This is a genomic window from Streptomyces sp. BK340 (assembly GCF_007827595.1).
In the GTDB taxonomy this organism is placed as follows: Bacteria; Actinomycetota; Actinomycetes; order Streptomycetales; family Streptomycetaceae; genus Streptomyces.
In genome coordinates, this window is record NZ_VISR01000021.1 from 162,908 (window position 1) to 188,333 (window position 25,426).

Sequence of the window (25,426 nt, forward strand, 5' to 3'; positions counted from 1 at the left end):
CGGGTCAATCGAGGACCAGGGCCAGCGCCTCCTTCAGGTTGTGCTCGGCGATGTCCGCCATCGCCGCCCGGTGGGGGAAGTCCCCGTCGAGCAGCCGCAGCGGACCCGTCGTGAGGGAGAGACGCCGGGCGAGCGTGTAGAGCGCGAGGCGGTTCTCGTCCAGGCCGTCCACCGCCAGTGGCCGGTAGGCGTCGTGCAGGCGGATCCGCAGGAAGACGTGCTCCCACTCGACGTCGAAGTACATCGAGCCCTCGATGTCGATCGCCACGGGGTACCCGGCCGCGTCGACCAGCACGTGGTCGGGCCCGAGTTCGCCGTGCAGGACCGCGTACTCGGCGCGGGGCCGCACAGCCGCCGCGAGATCCGCCAGCCGCTCCTCCAGCCGGCCGCGGGCCTCGGCGATCCGCGGATCGCGCGACGCGGCCTCGGCGAGGTCCCGCAGCGCGCGGTCCAGGACGACGTCCTCGCACGACGTCCCCTGTGACGTGCCGCCGCCGTCGACCACGGCCACCTTGCCGTACGTGGACGCCCGGTGCCGCCCCATCGCCTCCAGCGCCTCTCCGAGCCGCTCCATGACGGGGGCGGCGGCGCTCGGGTCCCGGGCGAGCAGGTGCTCCAGACTCTCGCCCGGGATGTCCTCGACGATCGCGAGTTCGGCGGGACCGTGGGTGCCCTCGCGGTCGACGAGACGGACGGCCGGGACGCGGACGCCGAGCGCGTCCAGCCGGGCGTGGGCGGCCTCGAAGAGGTCGAGCCCGAGGCCGGGCGAGAACGGGTCGGTGAGGTCGTCGTCGCCCTCGGCCGCCGGCCAGTGGTTCTCGGCGTCGTGCCAGAGGTAGGCGATCGCCGTCGTCGCGTCGTCCAGCACCAGGCGGTACACGCCCTTCCTGCTGCCGCCCGCGACCCGCTCGACCGCCTCCAGCCGCCGCCCGCCGCCCAGCGCGGCCCGGGCCGCCCCCGCCAACTGCTCCCGCGCCACTGCCCTGCCTGCCACGTCCCGCACCCGCCCCTCCGTCACGGCAACTCGTGCACCCTATGGGGGACGTCGGCGTGGAATCGAGTGAAATCAGCAGGCAGAAGACTGGTGTCAGCGGCCCGGTCCGGTGGTAGGCGCTGATTCTTGGGACATGCTTTACACGACACGTGCAACTGAGGCCCGGGTCCACACTGTCTGACAGGGAGTCGGGCCCGTCAGGGCCGAAGATCGAGAGAGTGGGGCGGGGCGTGGGACGGCGCAAGGGCAGCATAGGGATCGCACTGGTCACGGGTGCGATGCTGGTGGGCGTGACTGCCTGCGGCGGTGGGAGCGGCAGCGACAAGGCCGGTGGGGGCGACGCGAAGGCGCCGGGCAAGCCGAGCGCCAGCTCCTCTCCGTCGCCGACGAAGCCCGCGGGCCCGCCGATGCTGCTGGAGACGATCACCCCGCAGACGGGCAGCACGGTCGGTGTGGCCATGCCGATCTCGGTGGTCTTCACCAACCCGGTGGCGGCGAAGGCACGGGCTTCGGTCGAGAAGCACATGAAGGTGAGCGCCTCGCAGCCGGTGGCCGGCGCCTGGCACTGGTTCGGCGACAGGCGCGCGGACTGGCGCCCGAAGAACTACTGGCCCTCCGGTACGACGGTGAAGATCGACGCCGACATGAAGGGCGTCAGCAACGGCAACGGGCGCTACGGCGTGCGCGCCTACACGCACACCTTCAAGGTCGGCGACGACGTGCGCGCGGACGTCTCGGTGACCGGCCACACCATGAAGGTGAGCCGCAACGGCAAGGCGGTGCGCACCTTGTCGATCAACGCGGGCAGCCCTCAGTACCCGACGTGGAACGGCACCATGGCCGTCATCGACAAGCAGGAGAAGGTCCACATGACCTCCTGCAGCGTCGGCATCAGCTGCGACAAGGGCAGCCCCAACTACTACGACCTGACGCTGCCCTGGGACGTCCACCTGACCCAGTCCGGCACCTACGTGCACTTCTCGACGGGTGACCCCAACCCCGGCAGCGGCAGCGCCCGTGGCTCGCACGGCTGCGTCCACCTGTCCATGTCGGACGCCAAGTGGTTCTACGGCCAGGTCAAGCAGGGCGACCCCGTCACGATCACCGGCTCGACGCGTGCCAAGGCTTCGCCCGACAACGGCTACGCCGACTTCAACCTCGGATGGGACCAGTGGCTCGCGGGCAGCGCGTCCGGGGAGGGTTCGACCGCGACCCTGTGACGCACTGCGATGGCGTCGCGGTAGGCACTCGATGATGCCGACCGCGACGCCATCGGCGTGCGTGCCCTTCGGGCCGGGCGGAGACGTCCGGGTCCGTCCCCGCCCGATGTGGGTGCCGTCAGCCGCCGCCGGCGGTTTTGGGGAGTGCGCGGTGGGCGTACCAGGCCTCGAGAGCCTGGGCCCGGGTGCCTGCGGGGTTCTCGCGGTGCCAGGCACTGGTGAAGCGGTTGAACTCGAACTGCCCCTCGATCTCGCGGGGCCGGGCCGCGTCCGGGCGGGTGGCGTGCCAGTGGGCGACCGCGTCCGCCAGGGTCCTGCCGGGATTCCCGGCGATGAAGTCGCGCATGAAGGCGTCGAAGTGGAAGCCGGGGCCGATCGCCTCGATGAAGTACCTCCGCAGGATCTGGCTGCACCGCTGGCCGGCCGGGATCACGGTGCCGCCGTCGACGGGCTCCGCCAACTGCGCGGTCGCCGGGCGGCGGCGGGCCGGGGCGGCCGGCAGCGGCAGGCCGTCCAGCGCCGCGGCGAGGCGGGCGGTGACCGCCGCCTTGCCGCCGTGCCGCGCGACGCCCATCGTGCGGGCCAGGCCGGTGAGCTCGTCCAGCGTCCAGTACCAGCGCAGCAGCTCGGCACCGGTGAGGGCGGCCGTCAGAGGCGGCCTGGACTCGACAGATGTCGCACTGGTGTTCTGGTTCTCGTTCATGGCCGTCATTCTGCCGGACCGCGTCCCGTGCTCAGCCGTGCTGTCCGATGCCGTCCACCACCTGGATGTCCTGCAGACTCCTGGTCTCGTAGTACCAGTTGGCCTGCTTCCACTCGCCGTGCACCTTCCTCGGACTGCTCCCCTTGGTACGCAGGCCCAGGTAGTCGTACGTCTTGCGGTCGAAGAGGAACGTCCACTCCGTCTTGGGGTACGAGACGCCGACTGCGCTCCGGCCGGCCACGTCCACCGCGTCGTAGTCCAGGCGGATCCGGGGCAGCTTCGCCAGCGCTTCGAAGGCGGCGGCCTGCAGGCCGGGCGGCATCACACGCGGCCCCATGAGCAGCATGCATCCTTCGAAGAATGCGTACCTGTCGTTGTCGGGCGAGCCCGGCCGGCCCATCCTGAACCGGGCGAGGAGCTTGTCGGGGTCCGTCGGCATGGCCTTGAGCTTGGAGTAGACGGTGGGCGGCCAGCGCACCTCGTGCTCGCCGAGCGGCGGATCGTGGTGGATCTTCCCGTGCTCCTCCCGCAGGGAGGGCTTGGAACCGTCCACCGACATCCAGCTCTCGTCGGTCCACGTCCTGGTCCTCCCGCCCTTGACCGGCGTCCGCAGGATGTAGGTCCTGTAGTAGAAGTACTGGTCGTCGCGCGGCACGGGCAGATCGCTCCCCGCGGCGCGTGACCTGTCAGCGGCCTTCCGCAGCACTTCCGTCGCGCTGATCGCGCCCAGACGGGGCTTGTGGTCGTCCCCGGCATCGCGGGAAACCACGACGGTCGCACCCACTGCCGCCGCGGTCACGCCGACGAGCGCGGTACGGAACACGAGTCGCCGGCTCAGCACACCCCCACGGGACGCGCCGCCGCGGGACTCCTCGGCCATCGCGGCTCCGAGGCGGGCCCGGGCGGCGACTCGGGCGTCGTCGGACAGCCCGTGCTCGTCGGCTTCCCATCCGCGCACCATCGTCAGTTCATCCATGATCCGTCTCCTTCTGAGGCGCGGTCGAGGTGGTGAGATCCGGTGTCCCCAGTGCCCGCCGCAGCTTGGTGCGGGCCCTGTGCAGGCGGGAGCGCACGGTGCCGACGGGTACACCCAGGGCCTGCGCGGCCTCCGCGTAGTCGAGTTCTCCCCAGGCGATCATCAGCAGCACGTCCCGGTGGCGGGCGGGCAGTCCGGCGAGAGCGGCGGCCAGAGTGCCGTGCGTCCCGCCGCCGCTGAGCTTCTCGGTGATCCCGTCCTCGGGACCTTCGAGATCCCGGTCCGCGGACAGCGAGGCCATGCGCGACAGTGCCCGCAGCCGGCGCGCCTCGTCCCTGCGGTGACGGCCGATCAGGTTGGTGGCTATCCCGTACAGCCACGGTCGGGCGTGCGCGTGCGACAGGTCGTAGCGCCGACGACGCTGGAACGCGATCACGAACGTCTCCGCCATCAGGTCGTCGGCGGTGTCGGAGCCCAGACGTCGGGCGACGTAGCGGTGGATGTCGTCGGCGTAGCGGTCGAAGATCAGGGCGAACGCCTCGGGCGTCCGCCAGGACCGTTCGATCACCGAGCCGTCGGAGTCCGCGACCGCTTCCGTTGCCGTGGTGAGTGCGGCAGCGGTGCCCGGCAGGAGCGTCACGCCTCACCTCTGTGGTTCATTTCGTATCCCTCGAGAGCCGTGTTGTGGTCACCTCCTGTTCGCCGATTCCGTTTCCCGAGTTCCACCCCGCAGCGTGACCTGCCTCACATGCCGCGTCAGCCCTCGTTGGGCATCACCCTGGTCACCTTGCCCCGGGTGTCCGCCTGGAGGTAGCCGGTCTGGCTGTAGGCGTTGGTGAGGTAGACGGACATTCCGGCGGGGTCGCCGAAGGCGTTGCCCGGCAGGATCACCGTCAGGTAGCGGGTCGTGACGTGATCGACCTTCAGTTTCCGCTCGGCTTCGGCCAGCAGGGCCGGGACCTTGTCCCAGTCGAAGTCGTCCAGGCTGACGGGCTTCTCCCCATCGCTGAGCGTGTCGCTGATGATGCCCTTCTCGACGCCCTGACCGGGGCGATAGGTGTACGAGTCCTTCTTGGTGTCGCTGCCGTTCACCATCAGGTCGGCGGAGACGTAGTCCGGATACACGACGAAGGCCCCGAACCGGGTCCGTCCGGTCTGCTGCTTGAACGCGCTGATGGCGGTGCGGATGCCGGCCGGGGTCAGCAAGTTCCCCTTCGCACTCTCCGTGGCGCCGGTCGACTCCTTCGCCGACGGCGTGACGTCCGTGGCGGTCGAGCCCCCGCCCGACGGCGACTTGGGCGACTTGCCGGTGGAGTTGCCGGACGCGGTGGAACCGGATGCCTTGGAGTCTCCGTCGGGCAGCCCCGCCCAGACGAGAACCCCGGCGAGCACCACTCCGGCGACCGGCAGGCCCACCACCTTCCAGCGCCTGCCACGGTCCGGCCGCACCGGGACGGTGGCCGACGCAGGACGCGCGTCCTGCGGGCCCTGGGACGCCGTCGGGGCCCCGGGAGCGCCGTACGGCCCCCCGGACATCGCGGGCGCGGGACCGAAGCCCGTGGGTGCCGTGGCGGGCCCGGGAACGTACGGCGCCGACGGGGGGTGCAGCTGGTAGGACGTGGGCGACTCGGGCTCGCGAGCGACGTCGCCCAGCATCCGGTCGAGTTGCTCGGCATCGGGCCTCGCCGCGGGGTCCCGCACGAGGACCCGCGTCAGGGCGTCCTGCAGCGGACCGGCCTTGACCGGCGGGGGGATCTCCTCGCTGAGGACGGCCGCCAGAGTGGCCAGTGTCGTGCCGCGGCGCAGCGGGTGGTGGCCCTCCACGGCCGTGTAGAGCATCATCGCCAGCGACCACAGGTCCGAGGCGGGACCACCGTCCTTGCCGGAGACGCGTTCGGGCGCCATGTAGTCGGGGGTTCCGATGACCGACCCGGTGGCCGTGAGCGAGGTCGCCTCGCGGATCGCCGCGATACCGAAGTCCGTCAGCACCGGACGGCCGTCGGGACGCAGCAGGACGTTGGCCGGCTTCACGTCGCGGTGCTGGATGCCCACCTGGTGCGCGGCGCGCAGCGCGGCCAGCACCTCACGCCCGATCCGTGCCGCCTCCTGGGGGGACATCGGTCCGCGGGCCAGCCGGTCGGCCAGGGAGCCGCCGGTGACGAGTTCCATGACGATCCAGGGGTAGGTACCCGGACCTCCGTCGACCACATGATGGATGGTCACCACATTGGGGTGATCGATACGGGCCAGTGCGCGTGCTTCCCGCAGGACCCGCTCGCGCAGCATCCCGGCGGCCTGCGGATCGTACTCGGCGAGGTCGGGATCGGGCGGCCGAACCTCCTTGACGGCCACGCTCCGATGCAGCACCAGGTCCGTCGCGCGCCAGACCATGCCCATACCGCCACCGCCGAGCCGTGCTTCCAGCTCGAACCGCCCGTCGACAACCCGTCTACCGCTGTTGTCGCTTCCCTCACCGTTCATGCGCGCGAGCTTAGCGGGGGCCGGGATGCCTCCTTCGCCGCAGGGGGCCGGTACCCGATGCCTGTGCGGCCTGCGTTTCGACGACGCCCGGCATGCTCGTGTGAGCCCTGTGTGCGCCCCGCGTCGTGCGACAAGAATGCGCCATGCCTGTGAGCGGGTGACCGGTTCACGGCCCCGCTGCTCAACTACCCAGAAAGGCAGGTCGGCTGCGATGCTGTTGCGACTGCCCAGCTCCGTGTCCGAGACGCGGGAGTGTCTGGCCGAGGGGGCCGTGCCGATCGGCGGGGCGACGCTGGTGTGGGCCGACTGGCAGCGGGACGGGTTCCCCGAACTGGCCATGTCGCTGCGCAGCCTCCCGGAGGCCAACGTCGTCGGACGCGGGACGCTGGGCGCCGCCGTGGTGCTGAACCGGATCGACGACCGGGTCCCGGACGTCATACGCCTGGCCGCCGCCTCGGTGGGGACCGGCGCCGTACGCCGGACGGCGACGGTCGGCGGCAACCTCGTGGGCAGCACGCTGCGTTGCCTGCTGCCGGCGGCGCTCGTCCTGGACGCGCGGGCGTCGGTGCTGGGAGCCGAGGGTGTTCAGGAGATCGACCTGGCCGAGGCGACGGCCAAGCGGCCGCTGCTGCTGAGCATCCACTGGCGTGAGCCCGTCGCCACCGCCTATCGCAAACTGCCGGCCGAAGCCGGCGGAGCGCCGCCGCTCGTCGTCGCCGCGGCACTGCACACCGACGCCGGTGGGCAGCAGCTCCTCCGTGTCGCCGTGCGCGACGGGTACGACGTGGTCTGCGGCAGCGCCACGGGCGACAACGGCAGCGAGGAGGCGATGGGCGCGCTGCGGTGGACAGCGCTGGGTGATCTCCCGTCCGTCGCATGGGACATCATCGGCGAACAGGCGGCGGAGCTGCTGCGGCCCGCCGCCGGTCACTGAGCGGGCGGACAGCCCCGCGCGAGCAGCAGGAGGGCGTCGACCAGGTCCTCGGCGGGGCTGCCGGTGGCCAGACGCCGTAGTTGCAGCCCCATGACCACGGCGACCGTGGTGGCTGCGAGGCGTTCCGCGTCCGGCACACCCAGCGCGGTGAGGATCTGGGTGGCGAGCCGGTCGTAGGCGCGGAACGCCTCCGCCGCGGCCTCGCGCAGCCGCTCGTCGCGCCCGGCCTGGATGTACAGCTCGAACGGCGCGAGGTGGGCGCTGTCCAGTGCCGTGCCGCACGCGACCTGCCCGGCCAGGGACGCCGCGTCCTCGACTGCGATGCCCTCCGTCTGGCACTGGTCGGCCAGCTCGGTGAAGTACCGGGCCTCCTCGCGCACGAAGTGCAGCAGGCTCTCCCGCAGCAGATCGTGCTGGGTGTCGAAGTGGTACGTGACCGAGCCGAGTGACACTCCGGCTTCCTTGGCGATCCGCCGGTTGGTGACCGCCGCGACCCCGCCTTCGCCGATGATCTGCAGGACGGCTGTGATGATGCGCTGGCGCGTCGTGGCGGCGGGAGCGTCGTTCGGCATGCCCCGCATTCTTCCATCCGCGTCCGGGTGGACAGCCCCTCACACCCTCTCTATTGTTCGTTCGAACGAACAGTACGGGAGGATAGTCGTGCACATTGCTGGGGCAACTGTTCTGCTGACCGGGGTCACGGGCGGCATCGGCGGCGCGATCGCCGCGGAGATGTCCGCCCGCGGCGCGGACCTCATACTCACCGGCCGACGGCGCGAGGCACTGGAGCCACTCGCCGACCGCTACGGGGCGCGCACGATCCTGGCCGATCTCGGTGACCCCGACGATCTGGTGCGCCTCGCCGATGAGGCCGCCGGGACCGACATCCTCATCGCCAACGCCGCCCTGCCCTCCAGCGGCGACGTGCTCGACTACACGCCGGAGCAGATCGACCGGGCGCTCGCGGTGAACCTGCGCGCACCCGCGATGCTCGCGCGGTTGCTCGCCCCCGCCATGGTGACCGCCGGACGCGGGCACATCTGCTTCGTCGGGTCACTGTCGGGAATGGCGGCCACCAAGTCGTCGTCCATGTACACCGCGACGAAGTTCGGGCTCCGCGGCTTCTCGCTGGCCTTCCGTCAGGATCTGCACGGCACGGGCGTCGGTGTCTCCATCGTCCAGCCGGGATTCGTACGCGAGCTGGGGATGTTCGCGAACACCGGTTCGGCGACGCCCGGCGGGGTGCGGACCGTCGCGCCGGAGCAGGTCGTCAAGGGTGTGACCCGCGCGATCGAGCGCGATGTCGCCGAAGTCAACGTGGCGCCGCTCGAGTTGAAGTTCCTCACCAAGATCGCCTCCCAGTTCCCGGGCTTCGCGGAGCGCGTGCAGCGGCTGGCCGGGGCGGAGCAGACGGTCGAGACGATCGTGGCGTCCCAGAAGTCGAGCCGGTGAGCGTCCGGGGGGTGCCGCGCGCTCAGGTCGCGGGTGCGATCGTGACCTTGACGTGTTTCATCAGCGGCTGGTCGCTCTGTGTGCTGTAGTCGCCGAGCGCGCACAGCACGTTCATCTCCGGCATGTAGCCGGCCGCACAGCCACGGGGGATGTCGTAGGGGATGGCGAGGTATCCGTCGAGGTGACGGTGGCTGCCGTCCTTGGCGGTGCTGGTGATGTCCACCGGGTCGAACTCGAAGATGCCGCGCTCCCGCATGTCGTCCTCGTTCATGAAGACGAGTGTGCGCAGGTTCTTGACACCCCGGTAGCGGTCGTTTTCGGAGTAGATGGTCGTGTTCCACTGGTCGTGGGAGCGCATGGTGCCCAGGGCCAGGGTGCCCGGAGCGGGGACGACGTCGGGCAGCGGGGCGGCGGAGAACTCGGCGCGCCCCGAAGGGGTGAGGAAGACCAGTTCGCGGGCGGGCTGCTTGATGCGGAAGCCGAGCGGCAGGCGCACGCGCCGGTTGCAGTCCTCGAACCCGTCGAGCACCCGGGCCATGGTGTCGCGGATGCGGTCGTAGTCCTCGACGTACCACTCCCAGGGGGTGTCGCTGTCGGGGAGGGCGGCGCGGGCCATTCCCGCGATGACGGCGGGCTCGGACAGCAGGTGCTTCGAGGCGGGGCGCTTCATGCCGACCGAGAGGTGGACCATGCTCATCGAGTCCTCGACCGAGGTGGCCTGGAGGCCGCCGCGCTGCTGGTCCTTCTCGGTGCGGCCCAGGCACGGCAGGATCAGCGCCTGCCGGCCGTGGACCAGGTGGCTGCGGTTCAGCTTGGTGCTCACCTGGACCGTGAGGTCGCAGGAGCGCAGCGCCTCGTAGGTGTACGGGGTGTCGGGCGCGGCGAGGGCGAAGTTGCCGCCCATGCCGACGAACACCTTCACGTCGCCGCGGTGCATGGCCTGGATGGTGCCGACCGTGTCCAGGCCGTGCTCGCGGGGCGGGTCGATCCCGCAGATCCCGGCCAGCCGGTCCAGGAACTCCTCGCTGGGCCGGTGGTCGATACCGCAGGTCCGGTTGCCCTGGACGTTGCTGTGCCCGCGCACCGGTGACGGTCCCGCACCCTCGCGGCCCAGGTTGCCGCGCAGCAGCAGGAGGTTGACGATCTCCCGGACGGTGTCGACGCCGTGCTCGTGCTGACTGACGCCGAGGCACCAGCTGAAGATGGAGCGGTCGGCGTCGCGGTACACGCGCGCGGCCTTGAGGATCTCGTCCCGGCCGAGACCGGACTGGTGCTCGATCTCCGCCCAGGGGGTGGCCTCGCACAGGTCCCGGTACTCGTCGAAGTAGGCCGTGTACCGCTCGACGAACTCCCGGTCCACCGCCTTGGGATCGGTCCTGGCCTGCTCCAGGACCGCTTTGGCCATGCCGCGCAGCAGCGCCATGTCGCCGCCGACTCGCGGCTGCAGGTTCAGGGTGCTGGTCCGGGTCGTCTTGAAGAGGGCCATGTCCGTGAAGTCGTGCGGCACGATGGTGCGCGTGGCGGCCGCCTCGACCAGCGGATTGACATGCACGATCTGGGCACCGCGGCGGTACGCCTCGGCGAGGGCGGTGAGCATCCTGGGCGCGTTGGAGGCCGCGTTGACGCCCATGATGAACAGGGCGTCGGTGCTCTCCCAGTCCTTGAGGTCGACGGTCCCCTTGCCGGTGCCCAGGGACGCCTGCAGCGCGCGGCCGCTGGCCTCGTGGCACATGTTGGAGCAGTCGGGCAGGTTGTTCGTGCCCAGTTCGCGCGCCATCAGCTGGTAGAGGAAGGTGGCCTCGTTGCCGAGCCGGCCGGAGGTGTAGAACGACGCCTGGTTCGGGTCGTCCAGCTCGCGCAGGGCGCGGCCGGCCAGCTCGAAGGCGTCGTGCCAGCGGATCGGGACGTAGTGGTCCGACTCGGGGTCGTAGACCATCGGCTCGGTCAGCCGGCCCTGGTCCTCCAGGTCGAAGTCGCTCCAGCCGGACAGCTCCGTGACCGAGTGCGCGGCGAAGAAGTCGCGGCCGACCCGCTTGCCGGTCATCTCCCAGGTGACGTGCTTGATGCCGTTCTCGCAGATGTCCAGGTGGAGCCCTTTGGTGTCGTCGGGCCACGCACACCCCGGGCAGTCGAACCCGTCGCCCTCGTGGTTCATCCGCATGATCGCCCGCGGCCCGTCCAACAGGGCACCCTCGCGCATCAGCACCTGGCTCACGCTCTTGGCTGCGCCCCAGCCGGCGGCCGGGTGGTGGTACGGGTGGAACTCCGGCTCCTCCTTGGGCACCGGGCCCACCCGGGGCTCCCGGCGCTTCTGGTCGTGCTCGGAGATCGCCACGGCTCTCACCCCTTCGGCACCCGCAGGCCGGCGGTCGTCGCTCCTCCCCAGGCTATGCCGGGGGATCTTCCGAAGCACCTCGACTAACATGACCGAAAATCCATATTTTCGGTCAGTTCATTCCTCTCCCCCACGCCCGAGGAGCACACATGACCAGCGAGCCCGAGCCGATCAGTGAGGCGGCCCGTCAGGCGCTCGAAAGGGAACTCGCCGACGTCCGCAGCGAACGCGATTCGGTCGCGGCGACCCTGCGGGACAGTGACACGGTCGGCGACCTCGCGGACGGGGCCGACGAGTTGCGGCGCGCCGGTGACCTGGACCGCCTGGACGCCCGGATCGACGAGATCACCACGCGACTGCGGCAGGCGGCCGACGCGGGCCCGCCTCCCGCCGATGTGGTCGGGGTCGGCAGCACGGTCACCGTGCGCTTCGAGGACGGCACTGAGGACACGTTCCAGATCGGCGCGCTGGCGGACGTGCTGGACCCCGCGCTGATCACGGCCGACAGTCCGCTCGGGCACGCGCTGCTCGGCCACCGGGCCGGAGACTCGGTGAGCTACCGCGCGCCCGAGGGACAGCTGACCGCGGTGGTGGTGTCCCTCGGCGGAGGCTGATCCGGAGCCCGGTCCGGGCTCAGCGGGGAGCGGCGGGCGGGTCGTCGAGGAAGGTGACGGTCGGCACGTGGAACAGGCATCCGGTCATCGCGGTCGAGTAGTCGAGGATGCGGTCGTGCGCTGCCCGGCCGTCGCCGAGGAACATGTGCCTCAGCATCTGTTCGGTGACGTCCGGCGTACGTGCGTAGCCGATGAAGTACGTGCCGAACTCGCCCTTGCCGAGGTTGCCGAACGGCATGTTCTCGCGGATGATCCTGCGCTCGTCGCCGTGTTCGTCGGTGATGGTGTTGAGCGCCACGTGGGAGTCGGCGGGCTTGATGTCGTCGGGGAGTTCGACGTTGGCGAGCTTCGTCCGCCCGATGACCTTCTCCTGTTCGTCCGAGGACAGGGAGTTCCACGCCGTCATGTCGTGCAGGTACTTCTGCACGATCACATAGCTGCCCCCGGCGAAGTCTGGGTCCTCGTCGCCGACGAACACCTCGTCGGCCGCGACCGCCCCTTCGGCGTTCTCGCTTCCGTCGACGAACCCGAGCAGGTCGCGCTCGTCGAAGTACTTGAAGGCCTGGACCTCGTCCACCACCGTGACCGCGCCGCTCAGCCGCTCCAGGATCAGCCGGGCGAGTTCGAAGCACAGGTCCATGCGGCGGGCTCGCACATGGAAGAGGAGATCCCCCGGGGTGGCCGGGGCGCGGTGGCGGGCGCCGCGCAGTTCCACGAACGGATGCAGGTCCTGTGGGCGCGGTCCGCCGAAGAGCCGGTCCCAGGCCTCCGATCCGATGCCGACGACACAGGTGAGCCGGTCGTCGGGTGCGCGGAAGGCGACCGAGCGGCGCAGGCCGGAGACGTCCTGCAGCAGATCGCGGACGGTCTCCTCGTGGCCCGGCGCGATCGTGGCCACGAGGAAGACGGTGGCTCTGGCGGGCTCGACGACCACGGCCTGTGACTCGGGCACGAACCGGCCTCCTCCTGAGTTGGCTGCTCGTCCCATCCTGCTGTCTCCGGCGTGAAAGCGCGAGGAATTCAGCCGGTGACGAGTCCCGTGACGAGGTTGATGGCGGTGGCGAGAATGCTGGTGCCGAAGACGTACGACAGGAGGGTGTGCCGCAGCACGATCGCGCGGATGGCCGTGCTCGAGACGGAGGTGTCGGAGACCTGGTAGGTCATGCCGAGGTTGTAGCTGAAGTAGAAGAAGTCTCGGTACGCGGGCCGCTGGTCGGAGTTGAAGTCGATCCCACTGTCGGCGGTGCAGTAGAGGTAGGCGTAGCGGGTGGCGTACATCAGGTGCAGTGCGGCCCAGGCCATGAACACCCCCAAGAGCGCGAGCGCGGCACCGACATGGCCGGTGTCGGAGGCACCGAGCAGGAGCAGCAGCACGATCGCGACCAGTCCGCACGAAGCGACCGCCACGACCGCGAGTTCCTCGCCGAGGGGCCGGAAGTCCTCACGCCGGGCGTTGCGGTGGGTGGCCGCGGCGTCCATGGGCCACAGCACCGCCCAGCCCGCCACGACGAAGACCAGCTCCGTCACGGCGATCGCGGCCAGCGCACCCAGCAGCGCCCTGGCCGTCAGCCCGACGACCGCGCCGGCCGCGGCCCCGAGCGCCACCGAACCGGCCAGCCGGGGCACGGCGTCCAGCGGCAACCAGCTGCTCATGCGCCACCAGGGTAGTTCCGTCGCCGTCGGTCGGCCCGTCGGAGTGCCTCGCCCCGGGCAGGCGCGCGGCCGCATGCCGGCCTCGCACCGGGCCGGAGCGCTGGGTATACACCGAATATGCCGGGTTTGCGCCGACTTCCCCTTCCCGGGCGCGGGCACGGCCGGCGGAGCCCGGTCGCCGGCGCGGGGCGTGCGCTCTCCCCGCGCGGCGCGCTGACCCTGCACGAGGCGGACGGAGCGTTCCTGTTCGCGGTGCGGGCCGCCCTGGCCATGGGCCTGGTCGCCGTGCCGATCGTGGCGGCGGGACGGCCCGATCTCGCGGTCTACGCCATGCTGGGGTCCTTCACCACCACGTTCGGCCGCAATCTGCCCTACGCCCGGCGCGCCCGGGTCCTCGCGGTGGTGGCCGTGGCCATGACGGCGTGCGTGGGCTTCGGGTCGGCCCTCGCGGCCTGGTCCCGCCCCGGGGAGTCGGAGACCGGTGCCGCCGTGGTGGCGGTGGCGACGGCCCTGGTCGCGGGCGCGGCCAAATACGTCTGCGACGCCACCCGGCTCGGCGGGCTCGGCGCGGTGCTGCTCCTGTTCTCGTTCGCGGTGGCGGCCAACGCCTCCCCCACGTGGGCCGACGTGCTCCCCCGCACGGCGCTGGCGGCGGCGGGCTCCGCGCTGGCGTGGCTGCTGGCGGTCTCCGGCCGGTTCGTGCATCCCGAACGGCCGCAGCGCCTGGCGGTGGCCGTGGCCCTGCGCCGGCTCGCCGAGGTCCTGGAGGCCTCCGCATCGGGGGACGTACCGCGGCGGACCCGGCACGGGGCCACGGTCGCCGTCCTTCAGGCGTACCAGTGCCTTGGCTCTCCGCCGCCGGCCCGGACTCGTGGCACCGGGTCCGGCACCGACGCGGTCTTCCTGCGCCTGACCGACCTGTCCTGGGCCCTGCTGGTCGGCTCCGCCCGGTGTGCGCCCGGCGCCCCCGCCACGACGGCCGTGCACCTGCGCCGGCAGGCCGCCCTCCTCACCGACCGGCGCCGCCGGACCCCCGCTGTGCTGCGGGAGCTGCCGTTCCTTCCCGCGGCGTCTTCGTCGCCGCAGGCCCGGCACGGCGGGGCCGGACGCACGACGGGGTCGGCCGCGGCACGGCACGACGCCGCCGCGCTGCGTGCAACTGAGCTGCTCATCGGGCGCCCGGGTGGTCCCGACCACCTCGCCGTCCTGGCCGTTCCGGCGTTGCGGATGGCCCTCGGCACGGGCGTGGCGGGTCTGTCGGCCGTCCTGCTGCACCTGGAGCACGGCTACTGGGCGGCCATCTCGGCCGCCGCCGTCCTGCATTCGGTCAACCTGCGTACGACGGCCCAGCGTGCCGTGCAGCGCACCCTGGGCACGTTCGTCGGGCTGCTGATCGCGCTCGGTGTGCTGGCCGCACATCCGGAGCCCATGGCGCTCGCTCTGGTGATCGTGACCCTGGAGTTCCTGCTGGAGTTCCTGGTGGTCCGCAACTACGGCCTGGGCGTCGTCTTCCTGACGCCGATGGCGCTGCTGCTGAGCGACCTGGCGGCGCCCGCACCGGCCGGTGAGCTGGTCCTCGACCGGGTGCTGGGCAGCGTCCTGGGGATCGGCACGGGGCTGCTGTGCGCGCTGCTGGTGGTGCACGACCGCGCCGCGGTACGGGTGGAGCGTGCGCTGGCCGCGTGCGTGGCGGCCGCCGACCGGGCCGAACGGTCGCTGGGCCACGCCGCCGGACCGCCCGCCTCGCTCGTCCAGGTGCGTCTCGCGGTGGCGGTGGTGGAGCTGCGCGACGCGGACGACGCCGCCGCCGGTGAGCTGTGGCCGGCCGGGATCGACCCCGCCGAACTCGCGGCCGCGGAGAAACGCGCCTACGTTCTGCTCGAACGGCTGCATCACCAGCACTAGGGCGCTGCGCCGGCCGCGCCGTCGGGCATCGTGCAACCGACGGGAAATGGCGGGCGGGATGGGATTTTCCTCCACTGTCCTCGGGCTCGGGCGGACACCCGGACTGCCTCCCCTGACTCATCGATCACCGTGCACGGCATGACCCGTTCCCTCGCCCGCCGCGTCGCCGCCGAGGCTGTCGGGACCGGGCTGCTCGTGGTCGTCCTCGGCCTGCAGCGCACCGGCCGCGCCCGGCTGGTGCCGGCAGCGGTGGCCGCCTGCATCGGGTCCGCCTACTGGTTCACGTCCTCGACCGCCTTCGCCAACCCCGCGATGACCATCGGCCGCGTCGTCACCGACACCGCCGCCGGGATCGCACCCGCCTCCGCGGTCCCGTTCGTCGTGGCCCCACTGCTCGGGACCGTGCTCGGACTGGGCGCCGCCACGGCGTTGTTCGGGCCGTCCACCCGCACGGGAGACGACGCCGTCGCCCCGGCCGGACGGTCCGAGCCCGCCCCGCTGTGACGCGCCCGCTATGCGGGCGACCGGGCATGGCGCCTGACATGACGTCATAGGCGCGTTCCGCCCGCCGTGTTGCACCGTACGTGACACCCCGATCACGGAACTGCGAGACTGGCCGCGTCGACGGCCCCCGGGCGCGGGCAGCGAAGAGGTGAGGAGTCGGAGTGGTCGTACAGCACCGTGCTCTGCCGGCGGTTCCGGCACCCGCCGACGTGTGGCTGCTGGTGCGGCAGCGGCCGGCCGTGCTGCGCCGGTCCACCCACGAACTGGCGGCAGCGCTGGCCGACTCCCACGGCCCTCGCTTCGCGGTCTGGCACACCGACGAGCTGCTCTTCGGTGTCCAGGGCGGACACCTGGTGCTGCGTACGCTGGGCGGCGCCGACCTGCCCGCCCCTGAGGTGGTGTGCGTACGCCAGGTCGCCGGCCCCATGCACAGCGACCGCGAGGTGACCTTGTTACGGCACCTGGAGCGCATGGGCAGCACCCTGGTGAACACGGTCACCGCCCACCTCAAGTGCCGCAACAAGGTGTGGCAGTTGCAGGAACTCGCCCTGGCCGGGCTGCCGGTGCCCGACACCCTCTCCTACGCCACCGCTCCGCTCGAAGGCGTCGTGCGCAGCCCCCGCCTGAGGACGCCGTGCGTGGTCAAGTCCGTCAACGGCGCAAAGGGCGGGCAGGTCTTCCTCGCTCCCGACCCGCACCTGCTTCGCGAGGTGGCCGGCAGTCTCACCCGGGAGGCGCCGTTCCTCTTCCAGGAGCATGTGGCGCACTCGCACGGCCGTTCCCTGCGCGTGATCGTGGTCGACGGGGAACCGGTGGGCGCCGTACTGCACACCTCCAGCGACGGCACCCTCGCCTCCAACATCGCCAAGGGCGGCTCCGCCACCCTGTGCGCGGGCCGCTATCCGCAGGCGGAGAAGCTGGCGGTGCGCGCGGTCCGTGCCCTGGGCCTGGACATCGCCGGGGTGGACCTGCTGTTCACCTCCGATGACGCCTACTCGATCTGCGAGGTGAACGCCGTACCGGGCTGGCGCCCGGAGATGACCGCGATCACCCCTGCCATCGCAGCCTGCATCGCCGACCGCCTGTCCGCCCGCGGAAGTGCGGGCTGATCCTCGAGCCGGGCACCCAGCTCGAGGATCAGCCCCTGGGCCGGTCGGTTCACATGGCGGGCTCAGTGCACCGGAGCCGAGATCTCCCGCTTCAGGATCTTGCCGCTCGGGCCCATGGGCAGAGCGTCCACCAGCCACACCTGGCGGGGATACTTGTAGGCCGCCACCCGGTCCCGCACGTACTCCTGGAGTTCCTCGGGGCTCGCCTCGGCTCCCGGGCGCAGGACGACCGCGGCCGCGATCTCCTCGCCGAGCCGCTCGTCGGGCACGCCGAGGACGGCGGCGAGGGCGACGGCGGGGTGCTCGTGCAGGACCTCCTCGATCTCGCGCGGGTAGACGTTGTAGCCGCCGCGGATGATGAGGTCCTTCTTGCGGTCGACGATGTACAGGTAGCCGTCCTCGTCCTGCCGTGCCAGGTCGCCGGTGCGCAGCCAGCCGTCGGGTATCGCGGCGGCGGTCTCCTCGGGGCGGTTCCAGTAACCCTTCATCAGGTTCGGTCCGCGCACCGCGAGTTCGCCGACCTCGCCCGGGATGACGTCCCGGCCCTCGTCGTCCACCAGCCGCACCTCGACGTCCTGGATGGGGGTCCCGATCGATCCGGCCTTGCGCGGACGGTCGGGGTGGTTGAAGGAGACGACGGGGCTGGTCTCGGACATGCCGAAGCCCTCCAGCACCATGCAGCCGAAGCGCCGCTCGAAGCCGTGCAGGATCTCCACCGGCAGGGACGCACCGCCCGAGATGCACAGGCGCAGGGTGGACACGTCGGCCTCGTCGGCACCGGGGTGCTGGAGCAGCGCCGCGTACATGGTGGGCACGCCCTCGAAGACGGTCGCGCGGTGACGGGCGATGGCGTCGAGCACGGTCTGCGGATCGAACCGGGGTACGAGGACGAGCGCGGCGCCGCTGTGTACGGCGACGTTCATCGTGCAGGTCTGCCCGAAGATGTGGAACAGCGGCAGACAGCCCACGACGACGTCGTCGGTGGTCATCTGCTGCACGTTGACCACGTTGACCTCGGTGTTGTGGCGAAGTCCCGCGTGGGTGAGCGCCGCGCCCTTGGGACGGCCGGTGGTGCCGGAGGTGTAGAGCAGCACGGCGATGTCGTCGCCGGCGACGGTGGCGATCTCGTACTGCGGCTCCAGCCTCGCCAGCTCGGCGGCGAAGGCGGCGGGTTCGACCGGCATGTGGCGCACGGAGGCCGCGGCCGCGCCCTGGGCGCCCTCACCGGGTGCCTGGTGCCACTCGAAGAGCAGCACGGCTCCGGAGTCACGCAGGTGGTACTCGGTCTCCCGGGTCTTGAGCAGCGGGTTCATCGGTACGACGATGCCGCCGGCGCGCAGGATGCCGTAGTACAGGACGACGAACTCGGGCACGTTCGGCAGCATCAGCGCGACCCGGTCGCCGGGGCGCAGTCCCTCGGTGCGCAGCAGGGCGGCGGCCCGGGCACTCAGCCGGTCCAGCTCGGCGTAGGTGGTGGTCCCCGTCCCCAGCCGCAGGGCGGCGCTCTCGGGATGCCGGCCCGCCGTCTCCGCCAGGAATTCCGCCAGATTGGCCATGATGCCTCCTCGCACGCATGCGCGCCGGGTCCCCGCCGGCGCTCACGGCATCGTGGCGTCCAGGTCCGGGAGCGTCCATGGCCGGGCGGACAGCTCAGCCGGCCGGAGTTTGTCCCGGGGAACAAAGAGCACCCCGTACGCTGCAGGGATGAGCCTCTCGGACGTGAGTGCCGCCCTGCTGGGACGGCTGCCGGAACTGGGTGAGCGGATGGCGCGGCGCATCCGCGCCGAGGTCGAGTCCTACGCCGACGAGTCGCTGATCCCCTTCGCCTCGCTGCGGGAGTCCTGCACGGCCAACGCGGACCAGTTGCTGGGGCGTTTCGCGCTCGACGCGGAACCCGATGTGCGGCCCGCGGAGCAGACCGGCCGGCTCCGCGCCGAGCAGGGAGTGCCGCTCGCGGACACGCTGCACGCCTATCGGATCGGGTTCGGGTACCTCTGGTCACAGATGGTCGACGAGGCGCAGCGGCATCCGGATGTCACGGACGCCCAGCTGGTGGCGGGCTCTTCGGACATCTGGGCGCAGTTCGGCCGTTACGCGGAGGCTGTCGCGGCGGCCTACCGGGAGGCCAGTGCCGAGTTGGCGCTGCAGCGCGAGGCGCGCCGATCGGCGCTGGTCGAGGCCCTGTTCACGGGCGCGCTCGCGGACCGGACCACACTCTGGGAGACGGCACGGCAACTCGGTCTGCCGGAGCGGGGACCCTACGCGGTCGTGGCCGCCTCCGTGCCGGATCCGGGCGGGGAACCGCTGCCCGGTATCGAGGGGGCCCTGCGCCAGACCGGTGTGCAGTCGGCGTGGCGGCTGCTGCCGGGCGAGCAGATCGGGCTGCTCTCACTGGCTCATCCCGACGCCGAGACGGTGAGCCGCAGGGCGCTGCGGCACCATCAGGCACGGGTGGGGGTCAGCCCCCGGTTCGACTCGCTGAGCGACACACCGCAGGCGCTGCGCTTCGCCCGGCTGGCGCTGGCCGGGCTGCCGGGCGACGGGCCGGGCGTGGCCCGCTTCGACGACAGTCCGCTCGCCATGCTGGTGGCCGCCGCGCCTGCCGAGGCGGCACGCCTGGTCGAGGTCGTCCTGGGCCCGGTCCTGGAGCTGCCGGCGCCTGAGCGGGCACGCCTCCTGGAGACGCTCGGCCACTGGTTCACGGCGGGAGGCGTCGCCGCCGAGACGGCGAACCGGCTCTTCATCCACCCGAACACGGTGCGCTATCGACTCCGGCGGATAGAGAAGCTGACGGGCCGTTCGCTCTCCGATCCCGCCGCCCTGGTCGACCTGGGCACCGCCCTGCACGCGCTGCGGCTCGTTCCACGGTCGGGCGGCAGCCGCCACTGAAAGTGCCGGAAGAGCGCGTTCGGTCACGGCGCCACAATTCAGCCGCTCGAAAATTTCGGAGCCCTAAATGGGATTTTTCCGGAATTTCGGGGCACTCGCACAGGTGGAAACTTCCGAGACCGACAGGAGGCACATCATGGTCATCCTCGGCATCATCCTGCTCATTGTCGGCTTCCTCACCGGCATTTCGATCCTGTGGACCATCGGCATCATCCTGGTGGTGATCGGCGCGGTCCTGTGGATCATGGGCTCCATGGGTCATGCACTCGCAGGCCGCCGGCATTACTGGTGAGCGCAGACACTCCCCACTCGATCGAACGTGGTCATTCCTGGAGTTCCAGGAGCGACTTGAGCGTGGACAGTTCCGTGTCGACCAGGGCGATCTGCTCGTCGAAGAACTGGTCGCTGAAGCCCGGCGGCTGATAGAAGGTGATCATGAATTCGGCTCCGTCGCCGTTGGGGACGACGCGGGCGGGGACCCGCCGGGACGCGGTGTCGTCCAGAAAGTCGTGGTCCAGGATGCCGAACTCGGCGTCGGCGCGCAGGCGGAGCCGGGCCGGACCCACCGGGGTCGACATGGCCCACCAGTCGGGGTCCTCCGTGGGCTAGATCGACTTGACGTTGACGACGGCCCACTTCGACCAGTTCGCCGGGTCGGCCAGGAAGGCGAAGACGTCGGCCACGGGCCGGTCGATGCTCACGGTCCTGGTGCGGGAACGGGCGATCATGACGACTCCTCCATGGTGTCGTGCGGTGGGGCGGGGTGGGGTTCGCCCACGAGCCTGCGGATCCAGCTCTCCAGCTGGTCACGCTGCGGGGGCTCGAGCGAGCCGAAGAAGTAGGCGTCGTTCCGGTCGGCGAGGCCGGCCAGCACGGGGACCAGCGCACGGCCTTCGTCGGTGAGGACGAGCAGCACGGTCCGCCGGGAGGCCGGATCGGGCTCGCGGCGGATCAGTCCCTTGGCGACCAGGCGGTCCACGAGCCGCGAGACGGCCCCGGGATCGATGGCCATGTGCTGTGCCACCGCCTTGGTGGTGGCGTGACCGTGGGACACGCTCGCCATCACCCCCCACTGGGAGACGGTGACGCCGTGCCGCCCGATCTCGGCTTCGAAGCGGGCGTGGACCTCGTCCGAGAGCCGTCGCAGCCAGTAGCCGAGGTGGTCGTGCAGTCCGCGTGTCGCAGTCACACGTCCATCGTGATTGTCTAGGCAATCGTTGTCAAGACAATCGTCAGCTTGCGCGACGCCCCTGTCAGTCAGGGCCGTGTGGGGGCTCGCCCACCGGGGCGGCGGGAGTCAGCGTCCGGCGGCAGAAGGACGGCGTCCGGCGCTAGAGGCGCACCGACATCTCCACCGTCACGTCGTCGCCCTCGGCGAGGCCCTGCGGCTTGCGCACGGCGTTCTTGAGCGGCAGCAGGTAGGAGCCGTCCTTCGGGAAGAGCGACGTCGTGAAGGTCACCTCGCCGATGCGCGCCTCGACCGGAATCACGCCCCAGCCGTACGTGGCCGCAGCGGCCACCTCGCGGATGTCGGCGGACTCCTCGTCCGGCACGGCGACGAAGTAGTAGGGCGACGGCCCACGCCATTCGATCACGTGACCGGCGAAGGTGAGGTCCATGAAGGCGGTCCCGTTTCTCGCGGTGGGGAGGTCGTGCTCAGCGTACCTGCGCCGCCCCGGCCCCAACGTCCCTCGAAATCAGGTCCCTTGAAACGTCCCTTGAAATCGGCTCGGCCGGGCCGTGGGGAAGGGCACCTGCCGGTACGGCGTCGCATCGTGCCCGGAACACCCCTCCCTTTCCGCCCGGCGTCAGAGCTTGGCGCCGAAGTCCTGGGTCCACCAGGGACCACCGGAACCCTTGTGGACGCCCACGCCGATCTCCTTGAACGAGCAGTTGAGGATGTTGGCACGGTGGCCGGGGCTGTTCATCCAGGAGTCCATCACGGACTGCGGGGTCTGCTGGCCCATCGCGATGTTCTCCCCGTACGTGGACCAGCGGTAGCCCGCGGCGGTGATGCGCTGACCGGGGTCGGCGCCGTCCGGATTGGTGTGGTCGAAGAAGTTGCGGGCGGCCATGTCGTCGGAGTGGGCCTGCGCGGCCTTCTCCAGTTGCGCGTTCTCGGTGAGCGGTCCGCAACCGGCGGCCGCGCGCTCCTTGTTCACCAGCGCGACCACCTGCGCCACATCGCCCGCGGGTGCGGACTGCGCCTGCGGTGTGCTGGGCGCGGTCCGCGGGGGCCGGGTGGACTGCCGCGGAGTCGGCGTGGCCTTCTTCGTCGGGTGAGTCTTCTTGGAACTGCTCGCCTTCTTCGAGGCCGACGGGGACGGCGACGGGGAGGCCGGCTTCGAGGTCTCGACGACGCGGGGTGCCGAGAGGTCCACCACGGGATCGCCGGCGACCCGCGCGGCGGTCGCCCCCTCGTTGCCCGACCCGGAGTCCGTCCCGAAGTACCAGAAGCCACCGCCCGCGACGCAGGCCGCCACGACGGCGCCGCCGACGGCCCGGCGTCGGACGCGCCGGCGCCGGCGGACCTCGCCCCGGGAAGCCGACCGGCCACGCGCGGCGCGGCGGCCTTCCGCCGGGCCCGCTGCGGCGTGGTCCGCCGCCCCGTCCAGCCGGGACGCCGAGCCGGCCAGGGCCATCCCGCCCGCGGTGTGCCCCATCTTCGCCAGCAGCACGGTCGACACCGCGACCAGGCCCAGACCGGCCAACAGGCCCTCGGCGGGCATCAGACCGGTCCACAGTCCTGAGCAGTGCACGCAGCCGCGGGCGTGCCTGGCTATTCGCTTGCGCCACAGTGCGGAGGGCCGGCCGTCCCAGGAGGCCAGCACACCCTGCAGCTCCGTGCACGGCGGCTGTGCGTCCAGCGCCCGCACCACCACGCGGGCCGCCTCCAACTGCGCCTTCATCCGCTGTACGCGGACCGCGGTGTGCTGGGGCGACAGCTCCAGGGCTGCCGCGACCTCGCCGCGGGTCAGCTCACCGGCGCACTCCAGCCACCACAGCGACAGCAGTCCCCGGTCGTCCGGCTCCAGCCAGCGGGTGGCGCGCGCGGTCTCCTGGCGCTGCCCGGACAGCTGCAGCTGAACCATCGTCAGATCCACGAAGTCCGCGCCCGGATCCGCGAGTTCCTCGGCCTCCTCGACGGCGCCCGCAGCGAACTGCCGGTCCTGCCAGTGCGTCCGGACCTGGTTCATCGCGATGGCCACGAGCCAGGAGCGGAAGCTCTCGGGAGTACGCAGACCGCCCAGCGCGTCGAGGGCCCGGAGCATGGTCTCCTGCACCACGTCGTCGACGTCGACCGAACCGTTCAAAGCACGCCCCACGATGTTGTAGACCAGCGGGAGGTACGCGCTGACCAGGGCGTCCTGGGCCGCCGCGTCACCCGCCCGGGCAGCGGTCACCAGGGCTGCCGACGCCACCGTGTGCTCTGTACTCATCAATCGCTTCCCTGTCCTCGAATGCCGAACGGTGCTGTCCGATACCTGGGAGACCGCCCGGTGAGCCCCCGATAACAGTTCTTCGGAGATTCGTTCGACGAGAGGTTGGCCGCATCGGCCCGTCGACCGCAATGGGAGAGATCACACACGGCACGGACCATGCGGTTCCGGCCTCAGGCCCGAGCCCCGCCGTCGACGCGAAGGACCGTACCGGACACGAAGGAGGAGCGGTCGCTGAGGAGCCAGGCGGCGGCCTGGGCGATCTCGTCGGGGTCGGCGACGCGGCGCAGCGGGGTCTGAGCCCTGATCCGGTCGAGGACTCCGGGCGATTCGGCCTCCCAGGTGCGGATCATCTCGGTCAGCGTGCCGCCGGGCGCGATGGCGTTGACCCGGATGCCCTCCGGGCCGTACGTGACCGCGGCCGACTCGGTGAGGCTGTTGACGGCCCGCTTCATCGCGCCGTAGACAGGCAGTTCGGGGTTGCCGCGCAGGCTGCCGATGGACGAGTTGTTGACGATGGCCCCGGTTCCGGCCGCGGCCCGGATGGCGGCGACCTCGGCGGCCATGGCCACCCAGACGCTCTTGAGGTTCACGGAGAAGACGTGGTCGAAGTCGGCCTCCGGGAACTGGTCCATGGGGCCGGGGCGCTGGAGGGTCGCGCCGTTGTTGAAGGCGATGTCGAGGCGGCCGTACCGGTCCACGACGCGGTCCACGGCCGCGCGCACACCGGCCGCGTCGGCCAGATCGCACAGCACGTAGTCCGCGCTGCCGCCCGCCGCCCGGACTTCCTCGGTCACCGCCTGGAGCTGTGTCTCCGTCCGGGCCGCGAGCATCACCTCGGCGCCCTCCCGGGCGAACAGGCGGGCCGCGGCGGCGCCGATGCCTCGCCCGGCACCGGTGATGAAGGCGACCTTGCCGGCCAGCAGACCCGGGGCAGTGGTGGTGGATGTGTCGTTCATGGCAGCGAGCCTGCGTCGGTCCGGGCAGCCGATCCAGGCACCGGCGGTACCTGGATCGGCTGCCCGGACCCCGCGCACACTGAGGACGTGGACAGACGAGAACTGGCGGCCTTCCTGCGCAGCAGGCGCGAGCGGATCACTCCCGCCGAGGCGGGGCTGCCCACCGGGCCGCGCCGCCGCACCCCGGGGCTGCGCCGTGAGGAGGTGGCGCAGTTGGCGTTCATCTCGACCGAGTACTACACGCGGCTCGAACAGGCGCGAGGCCCGCGTCCCTCGCGCGAGGTGCTGGCCGGACTGACCCGGGCGCTGCGTCTGTCGGACGCGGAGCGCGTCCACCTCCACCACCTCGCCGGTGCGCCGCCGGGCCCGCCGCCCGGGCCCCCGCGCGAGGTGCGCCAGAGCGTCCTCGACCTGCTGCACCGGCTGCCGCAGGCCGCCGCGATCGTGACGTCGGCGGCCTTCGAGGTGCTCGCCTGGAACGATCTGGCGGCCGCTCTCATGGAGGACTTCTCCGCCCTGCCCCGACGCGAGCGCAACCTGGTGCGCCGGGCCTTCCTCGGACCGAGCCCCCATGGGCGGCGGTTGTACGGGGTGTCCGACGCCGACGCGTTCGCCCGTGCCTCGGCCCGGCGCCTGCGCGCAGCCGCCGCCCGCTACCCCGACGACCCCGAGCTGACCGGCCTGATCGAAGAACTGCTCGGCGGGAGCGAGGAGTTCGCCCGGCTGTGGGCCTCCCACGACGTGACCGCCGAGCCCACACTGTGCAAGACGTTCCAGCACCCGGTGGTCGGCCCGGTGACCGTCAACTGCGACGTTCTCCACATCACCGACCGGGACCAGCAGGTCGTCATCTACACCGCAGCCCCCGGCTCGCCCTCCGAGGGGGCGCTGCGGCTGCTGTCGGTCATCGGCACCCAGCGCATGGACGCGTTCCGCTGAACGGCGTCGAGCCCCGACGTCGCGGGCCCCGGCACGGTCCGACAGGGCCCGCCGCAGAGGGGCGTGGAGCGCGGGGGCCTCGACGAGGAAGCTGTCCGAGCCGGATGTCCACGGGCCGCCCGCGGCGTCGATCGTCGGCCAGGCGGTCAAGCCACCGGGAAAGCCGGCGTCCCGACGTCCGCCCCGGGTTTGGGGGGTTTCGTTTGGATCAGCCGGTCCGCGACGCCCGGCACGGCACCTCGCCGCGTTGTCGGACCACCCGAGTACGCCCAGTACGCGGGTGCTCCTCCGCCTTGCGATGCACCGCACCGGACGCCGC

The 25,426-nt window shown here is 71.5% G+C and carries 26 protein-coding genes; 10 read left to right on the top strand and 16 right to left on the bottom strand.

What is annotated here, in order from left to right:
* Window positions 1-4: 4 nt before the first annotated feature.
* The gene (locus tag FB157_RS31340; protein ID WP_261386654.1) at window positions 5-994 is read right to left on the bottom strand and encodes a phosphotransferase family protein; all 990 of its coding nucleotides are present in this window, start codon (window positions 992-994) and stop codon (window positions 5-7) included.
* A 278-nt stretch (window positions 995-1,272) separates the two neighbouring features.
* On the opposite strand from FB157_RS31340, the gene FB157_RS31345 reads away from it, so the two are divergent.
* Window positions 1,273-2,214 carry an Ig-like domain-containing protein gene (locus FB157_RS31345; RefSeq protein WP_145884050.1) on the top strand — a complete coding sequence of 314 codons (942 nt, stop codon included), beginning with the start codon at window positions 1,273-1,275 and terminating at the stop codon, window positions 2,212-2,214.
* A 118-nt stretch (window positions 2,215-2,332) separates the two neighbouring features.
* Here FB157_RS31345 and FB157_RS31350 read toward each other — a convergent pair whose 3' ends face one another.
* From FB157_RS31350 to FB157_RS31365, 4 genes are all read right to left on the bottom strand, one after another.
* On the bottom strand, window positions 2,333-2,917 hold the full coding sequence (locus FB157_RS31350; protein ID WP_145884021.1) for a DUF6434 domain-containing protein: 585 nt from the start codon (window positions 2,915-2,917) through the stop codon (window positions 2,333-2,335).
* A 31-nt stretch (window positions 2,918-2,948) separates the two neighbouring features.
* Window positions 2,949-3,893: a CU044_5270 family protein gene (locus FB157_RS31355; RefSeq protein WP_145884022.1), complete on the bottom strand. Its 945-nt coding sequence runs from the start codon at window positions 3,891-3,893 to the stop codon at window positions 2,949-2,951.
* Complete coding sequence (locus FB157_RS31360; protein WP_261386655.1) at window positions 3,886-4,533, bottom strand: RNA polymerase sigma factor; 648 nt, start codon at window positions 4,531-4,533, stop codon at window positions 3,886-3,888. The genes FB157_RS31355 and FB157_RS31360 overlap by 8 nt, the downstream gene beginning before the upstream one ends.
* Window positions 4,534-4,649: 116 nt before the next feature.
* Entirely contained in the window at window positions 4,650-6,374 is a 1,725-nt protein-coding gene (locus FB157_RS31365) for a serine/threonine protein kinase (RefSeq protein ID WP_145884023.1), read from the bottom strand.
* A 211-nt stretch (window positions 6,375-6,585) separates the two neighbouring features.
* Here FB157_RS31365 and FB157_RS31370 point away from each other — a divergent pair, with 211 nt between their 5' ends.
* On the top strand, window positions 6,586-7,308 hold the full coding sequence (locus FB157_RS31370) for an FAD binding domain-containing protein (RefSeq protein ID WP_145884024.1): 723 nt from the start codon (window positions 6,586-6,588) through the stop codon (window positions 7,306-7,308).
* Here FB157_RS31370 and FB157_RS31375 read toward each other — a convergent pair.
* Window positions 7,302-7,880, bottom strand: a complete 579-nt coding sequence (locus tag FB157_RS31375) for a TetR/AcrR family transcriptional regulator (RefSeq protein WP_145884025.1) — start codon at window positions 7,878-7,880, stop codon at window positions 7,302-7,304. The two genes, FB157_RS31370 and FB157_RS31375, sit on opposite strands and share 7 nt — an antisense overlap.
* A gap of 88 nt (window positions 7,881-7,968) precedes the next feature.
* Between FB157_RS31375 and FB157_RS31380 the strand changes: the two genes are divergently transcribed.
* A complete protein-coding gene (locus FB157_RS31380) occupies window positions 7,969-8,760 on the top strand; it encodes an SDR family oxidoreductase (RefSeq protein ID WP_145884026.1) in 792 nt (263 codons plus the stop codon).
* A 22-nt stretch (window positions 8,761-8,782) separates the two neighbouring features.
* On the opposite strand, the gene FB157_RS31385 is transcribed toward FB157_RS31380, so the two are convergent.
* Entirely contained in the window at window positions 8,783-11,053 is a 2,271-nt protein-coding gene (locus FB157_RS31385; protein ID WP_398947550.1) for an FdhF/YdeP family oxidoreductase, read from the bottom strand.
* Between the two features lie 191 nt (window positions 11,054-11,244).
* Here FB157_RS31385 and FB157_RS31390 point away from each other — a divergent pair, with 191 nt between their 5' ends.
* Window positions 11,245-11,709: a GreA/GreB family elongation factor gene (locus FB157_RS31390; protein ID WP_145884027.1), complete on the top strand. Its 465-nt coding sequence runs from the start codon at window positions 11,245-11,247 to the stop codon at window positions 11,707-11,709.
* 19 nt (window positions 11,710-11,728) lie between these two features.
* On the opposite strand, the gene FB157_RS31395 is transcribed toward FB157_RS31390, so the two are convergent.
* Window positions 11,729-12,697: a Dyp-type peroxidase gene (locus FB157_RS31395; protein WP_186581774.1), complete on the bottom strand. Its 969-nt coding sequence runs from the start codon at window positions 12,695-12,697 to the stop codon at window positions 11,729-11,731.
* Window positions 12,698-12,729: 32 nt separating this feature from the next.
* Window positions 12,730-13,362, bottom strand: coding sequence for a DUF1345 domain-containing protein (locus tag FB157_RS31400; RefSeq protein WP_145884029.1), 633 nt, complete (start codon window positions 13,360-13,362; stop codon window positions 12,730-12,732).
* A 117-nt stretch (window positions 13,363-13,479) separates the two neighbouring features.
* Between FB157_RS31400 and FB157_RS31405 the strand changes: the two genes are divergently transcribed.
* From FB157_RS31405 to FB157_RS31415, 3 genes are all read left to right on the top strand, one after another.
* Window positions 13,480-15,267 carry an FUSC family protein gene (locus tag FB157_RS31405; RefSeq protein ID WP_145884030.1) on the top strand — a complete coding sequence of 596 codons (1,788 nt, stop codon included), beginning with the start codon at window positions 13,480-13,482 and terminating at the stop codon, window positions 15,265-15,267.
* A 138-nt stretch (window positions 15,268-15,405) separates the two neighbouring features.
* A complete protein-coding gene (locus tag FB157_RS31410; RefSeq protein WP_186581775.1) occupies window positions 15,406-15,771 on the top strand; it encodes a hypothetical protein in 366 nt (121 codons plus the stop codon).
* A 161-nt stretch (window positions 15,772-15,932) separates the two neighbouring features.
* The gene (locus FB157_RS31415) at window positions 15,933-16,880 is read left to right on the top strand and encodes a RimK family alpha-L-glutamate ligase (protein ID WP_261386658.1); all 948 of its coding nucleotides are present in this window, start codon (window positions 15,933-15,935) and stop codon (window positions 16,878-16,880) included.
* Window positions 16,881-16,942: 62 nt separating this feature from the next.
* Here the strand turns inward: FB157_RS31415 and FB157_RS31420 are convergent, their stop codons facing one another.
* Window positions 16,943-18,436, bottom strand: coding sequence for a long-chain fatty acid--CoA ligase (locus FB157_RS31420; RefSeq protein ID WP_145884031.1), 1,494 nt, complete (start codon window positions 18,434-18,436; stop codon window positions 16,943-16,945).
* Window positions 18,437-18,584: 148 nt separating this feature from the next.
* On the opposite strand from FB157_RS31420, the gene FB157_RS31425 reads away from it, so the two are divergent.
* Together FB157_RS31425 and FB157_RS47595 are read left to right on the top strand one after the other, a co-directional pair.
* Complete coding sequence (locus FB157_RS31425; RefSeq protein WP_261386659.1) at window positions 18,585-19,769, top strand: CdaR family transcriptional regulator; 1,185 nt, start codon at window positions 18,585-18,587, stop codon at window positions 19,767-19,769.
* 136 nt (window positions 19,770-19,905) lie between these two features.
* On the top strand, window positions 19,906-20,061 hold the full coding sequence (locus tag FB157_RS47595) for a DUF6131 family protein (RefSeq protein ID WP_186581776.1): 156 nt from the start codon (window positions 19,906-19,908) through the stop codon (window positions 20,059-20,061).
* 31 nt (window positions 20,062-20,092) lie between these two features.
* Here FB157_RS47595 and FB157_RS31430 read toward each other — a convergent pair whose 3' ends face one another.
* The 6 genes from FB157_RS31430 to FB157_RS31450 form a co-directional block, all read right to left on the bottom strand.
* On the bottom strand, window positions 20,093-20,347 hold the full coding sequence (locus tag FB157_RS31430) for a hypothetical protein (RefSeq protein WP_145884032.1): 255 nt from the start codon (window positions 20,345-20,347) through the stop codon (window positions 20,093-20,095).
* A gap of 27 nt (window positions 20,348-20,374) precedes the next feature.
* The gene (locus FB157_RS47600) at window positions 20,375-20,497 is read right to left on the bottom strand and encodes an SRPBCC family protein (RefSeq protein ID WP_186581777.1); all 123 of its coding nucleotides are present in this window, start codon (window positions 20,495-20,497) and stop codon (window positions 20,375-20,377) included.
* Window positions 20,494-20,958 carry a MarR family winged helix-turn-helix transcriptional regulator gene (locus FB157_RS31435; protein WP_145884033.1) on the bottom strand — a complete coding sequence of 155 codons (465 nt, stop codon included), beginning with the start codon at window positions 20,956-20,958 and terminating at the stop codon, window positions 20,494-20,496. Before FB157_RS31435 ends, FB157_RS47600 begins: the two co-directional genes overlap by 4 nt.
* Before the next feature lie 142 nt (window positions 20,959-21,100).
* Entirely contained in the window at window positions 21,101-21,388 is a 288-nt protein-coding gene (locus FB157_RS31440) for a DUF1905 domain-containing protein (protein WP_145884034.1), read from the bottom strand.
* Between the two features lie 189 nt (window positions 21,389-21,577).
* Window positions 21,578-23,209, bottom strand: a complete 1,632-nt coding sequence (locus FB157_RS31445) for a sigma-70 family RNA polymerase sigma factor (protein ID WP_145884035.1) — start codon at window positions 23,207-23,209, stop codon at window positions 21,578-21,580.
* A gap of 173 nt (window positions 23,210-23,382) precedes the next feature.
* Window positions 23,383-24,168: an SDR family NAD(P)-dependent oxidoreductase gene (locus FB157_RS31450; protein ID WP_145884036.1), complete on the bottom strand. Its 786-nt coding sequence runs from the start codon at window positions 24,166-24,168 to the stop codon at window positions 23,383-23,385.
* Between the two features lie 87 nt (window positions 24,169-24,255).
* Here FB157_RS31450 and FB157_RS31455 point away from each other — a divergent pair, with 87 nt between their 5' ends.
* Entirely contained in the window at window positions 24,256-25,107 is an 852-nt protein-coding gene (locus FB157_RS31455) for a helix-turn-helix transcriptional regulator (RefSeq protein ID WP_145884037.1), read from the top strand.
* Window positions 25,108-25,426 lie beyond the last annotated feature (319 nt).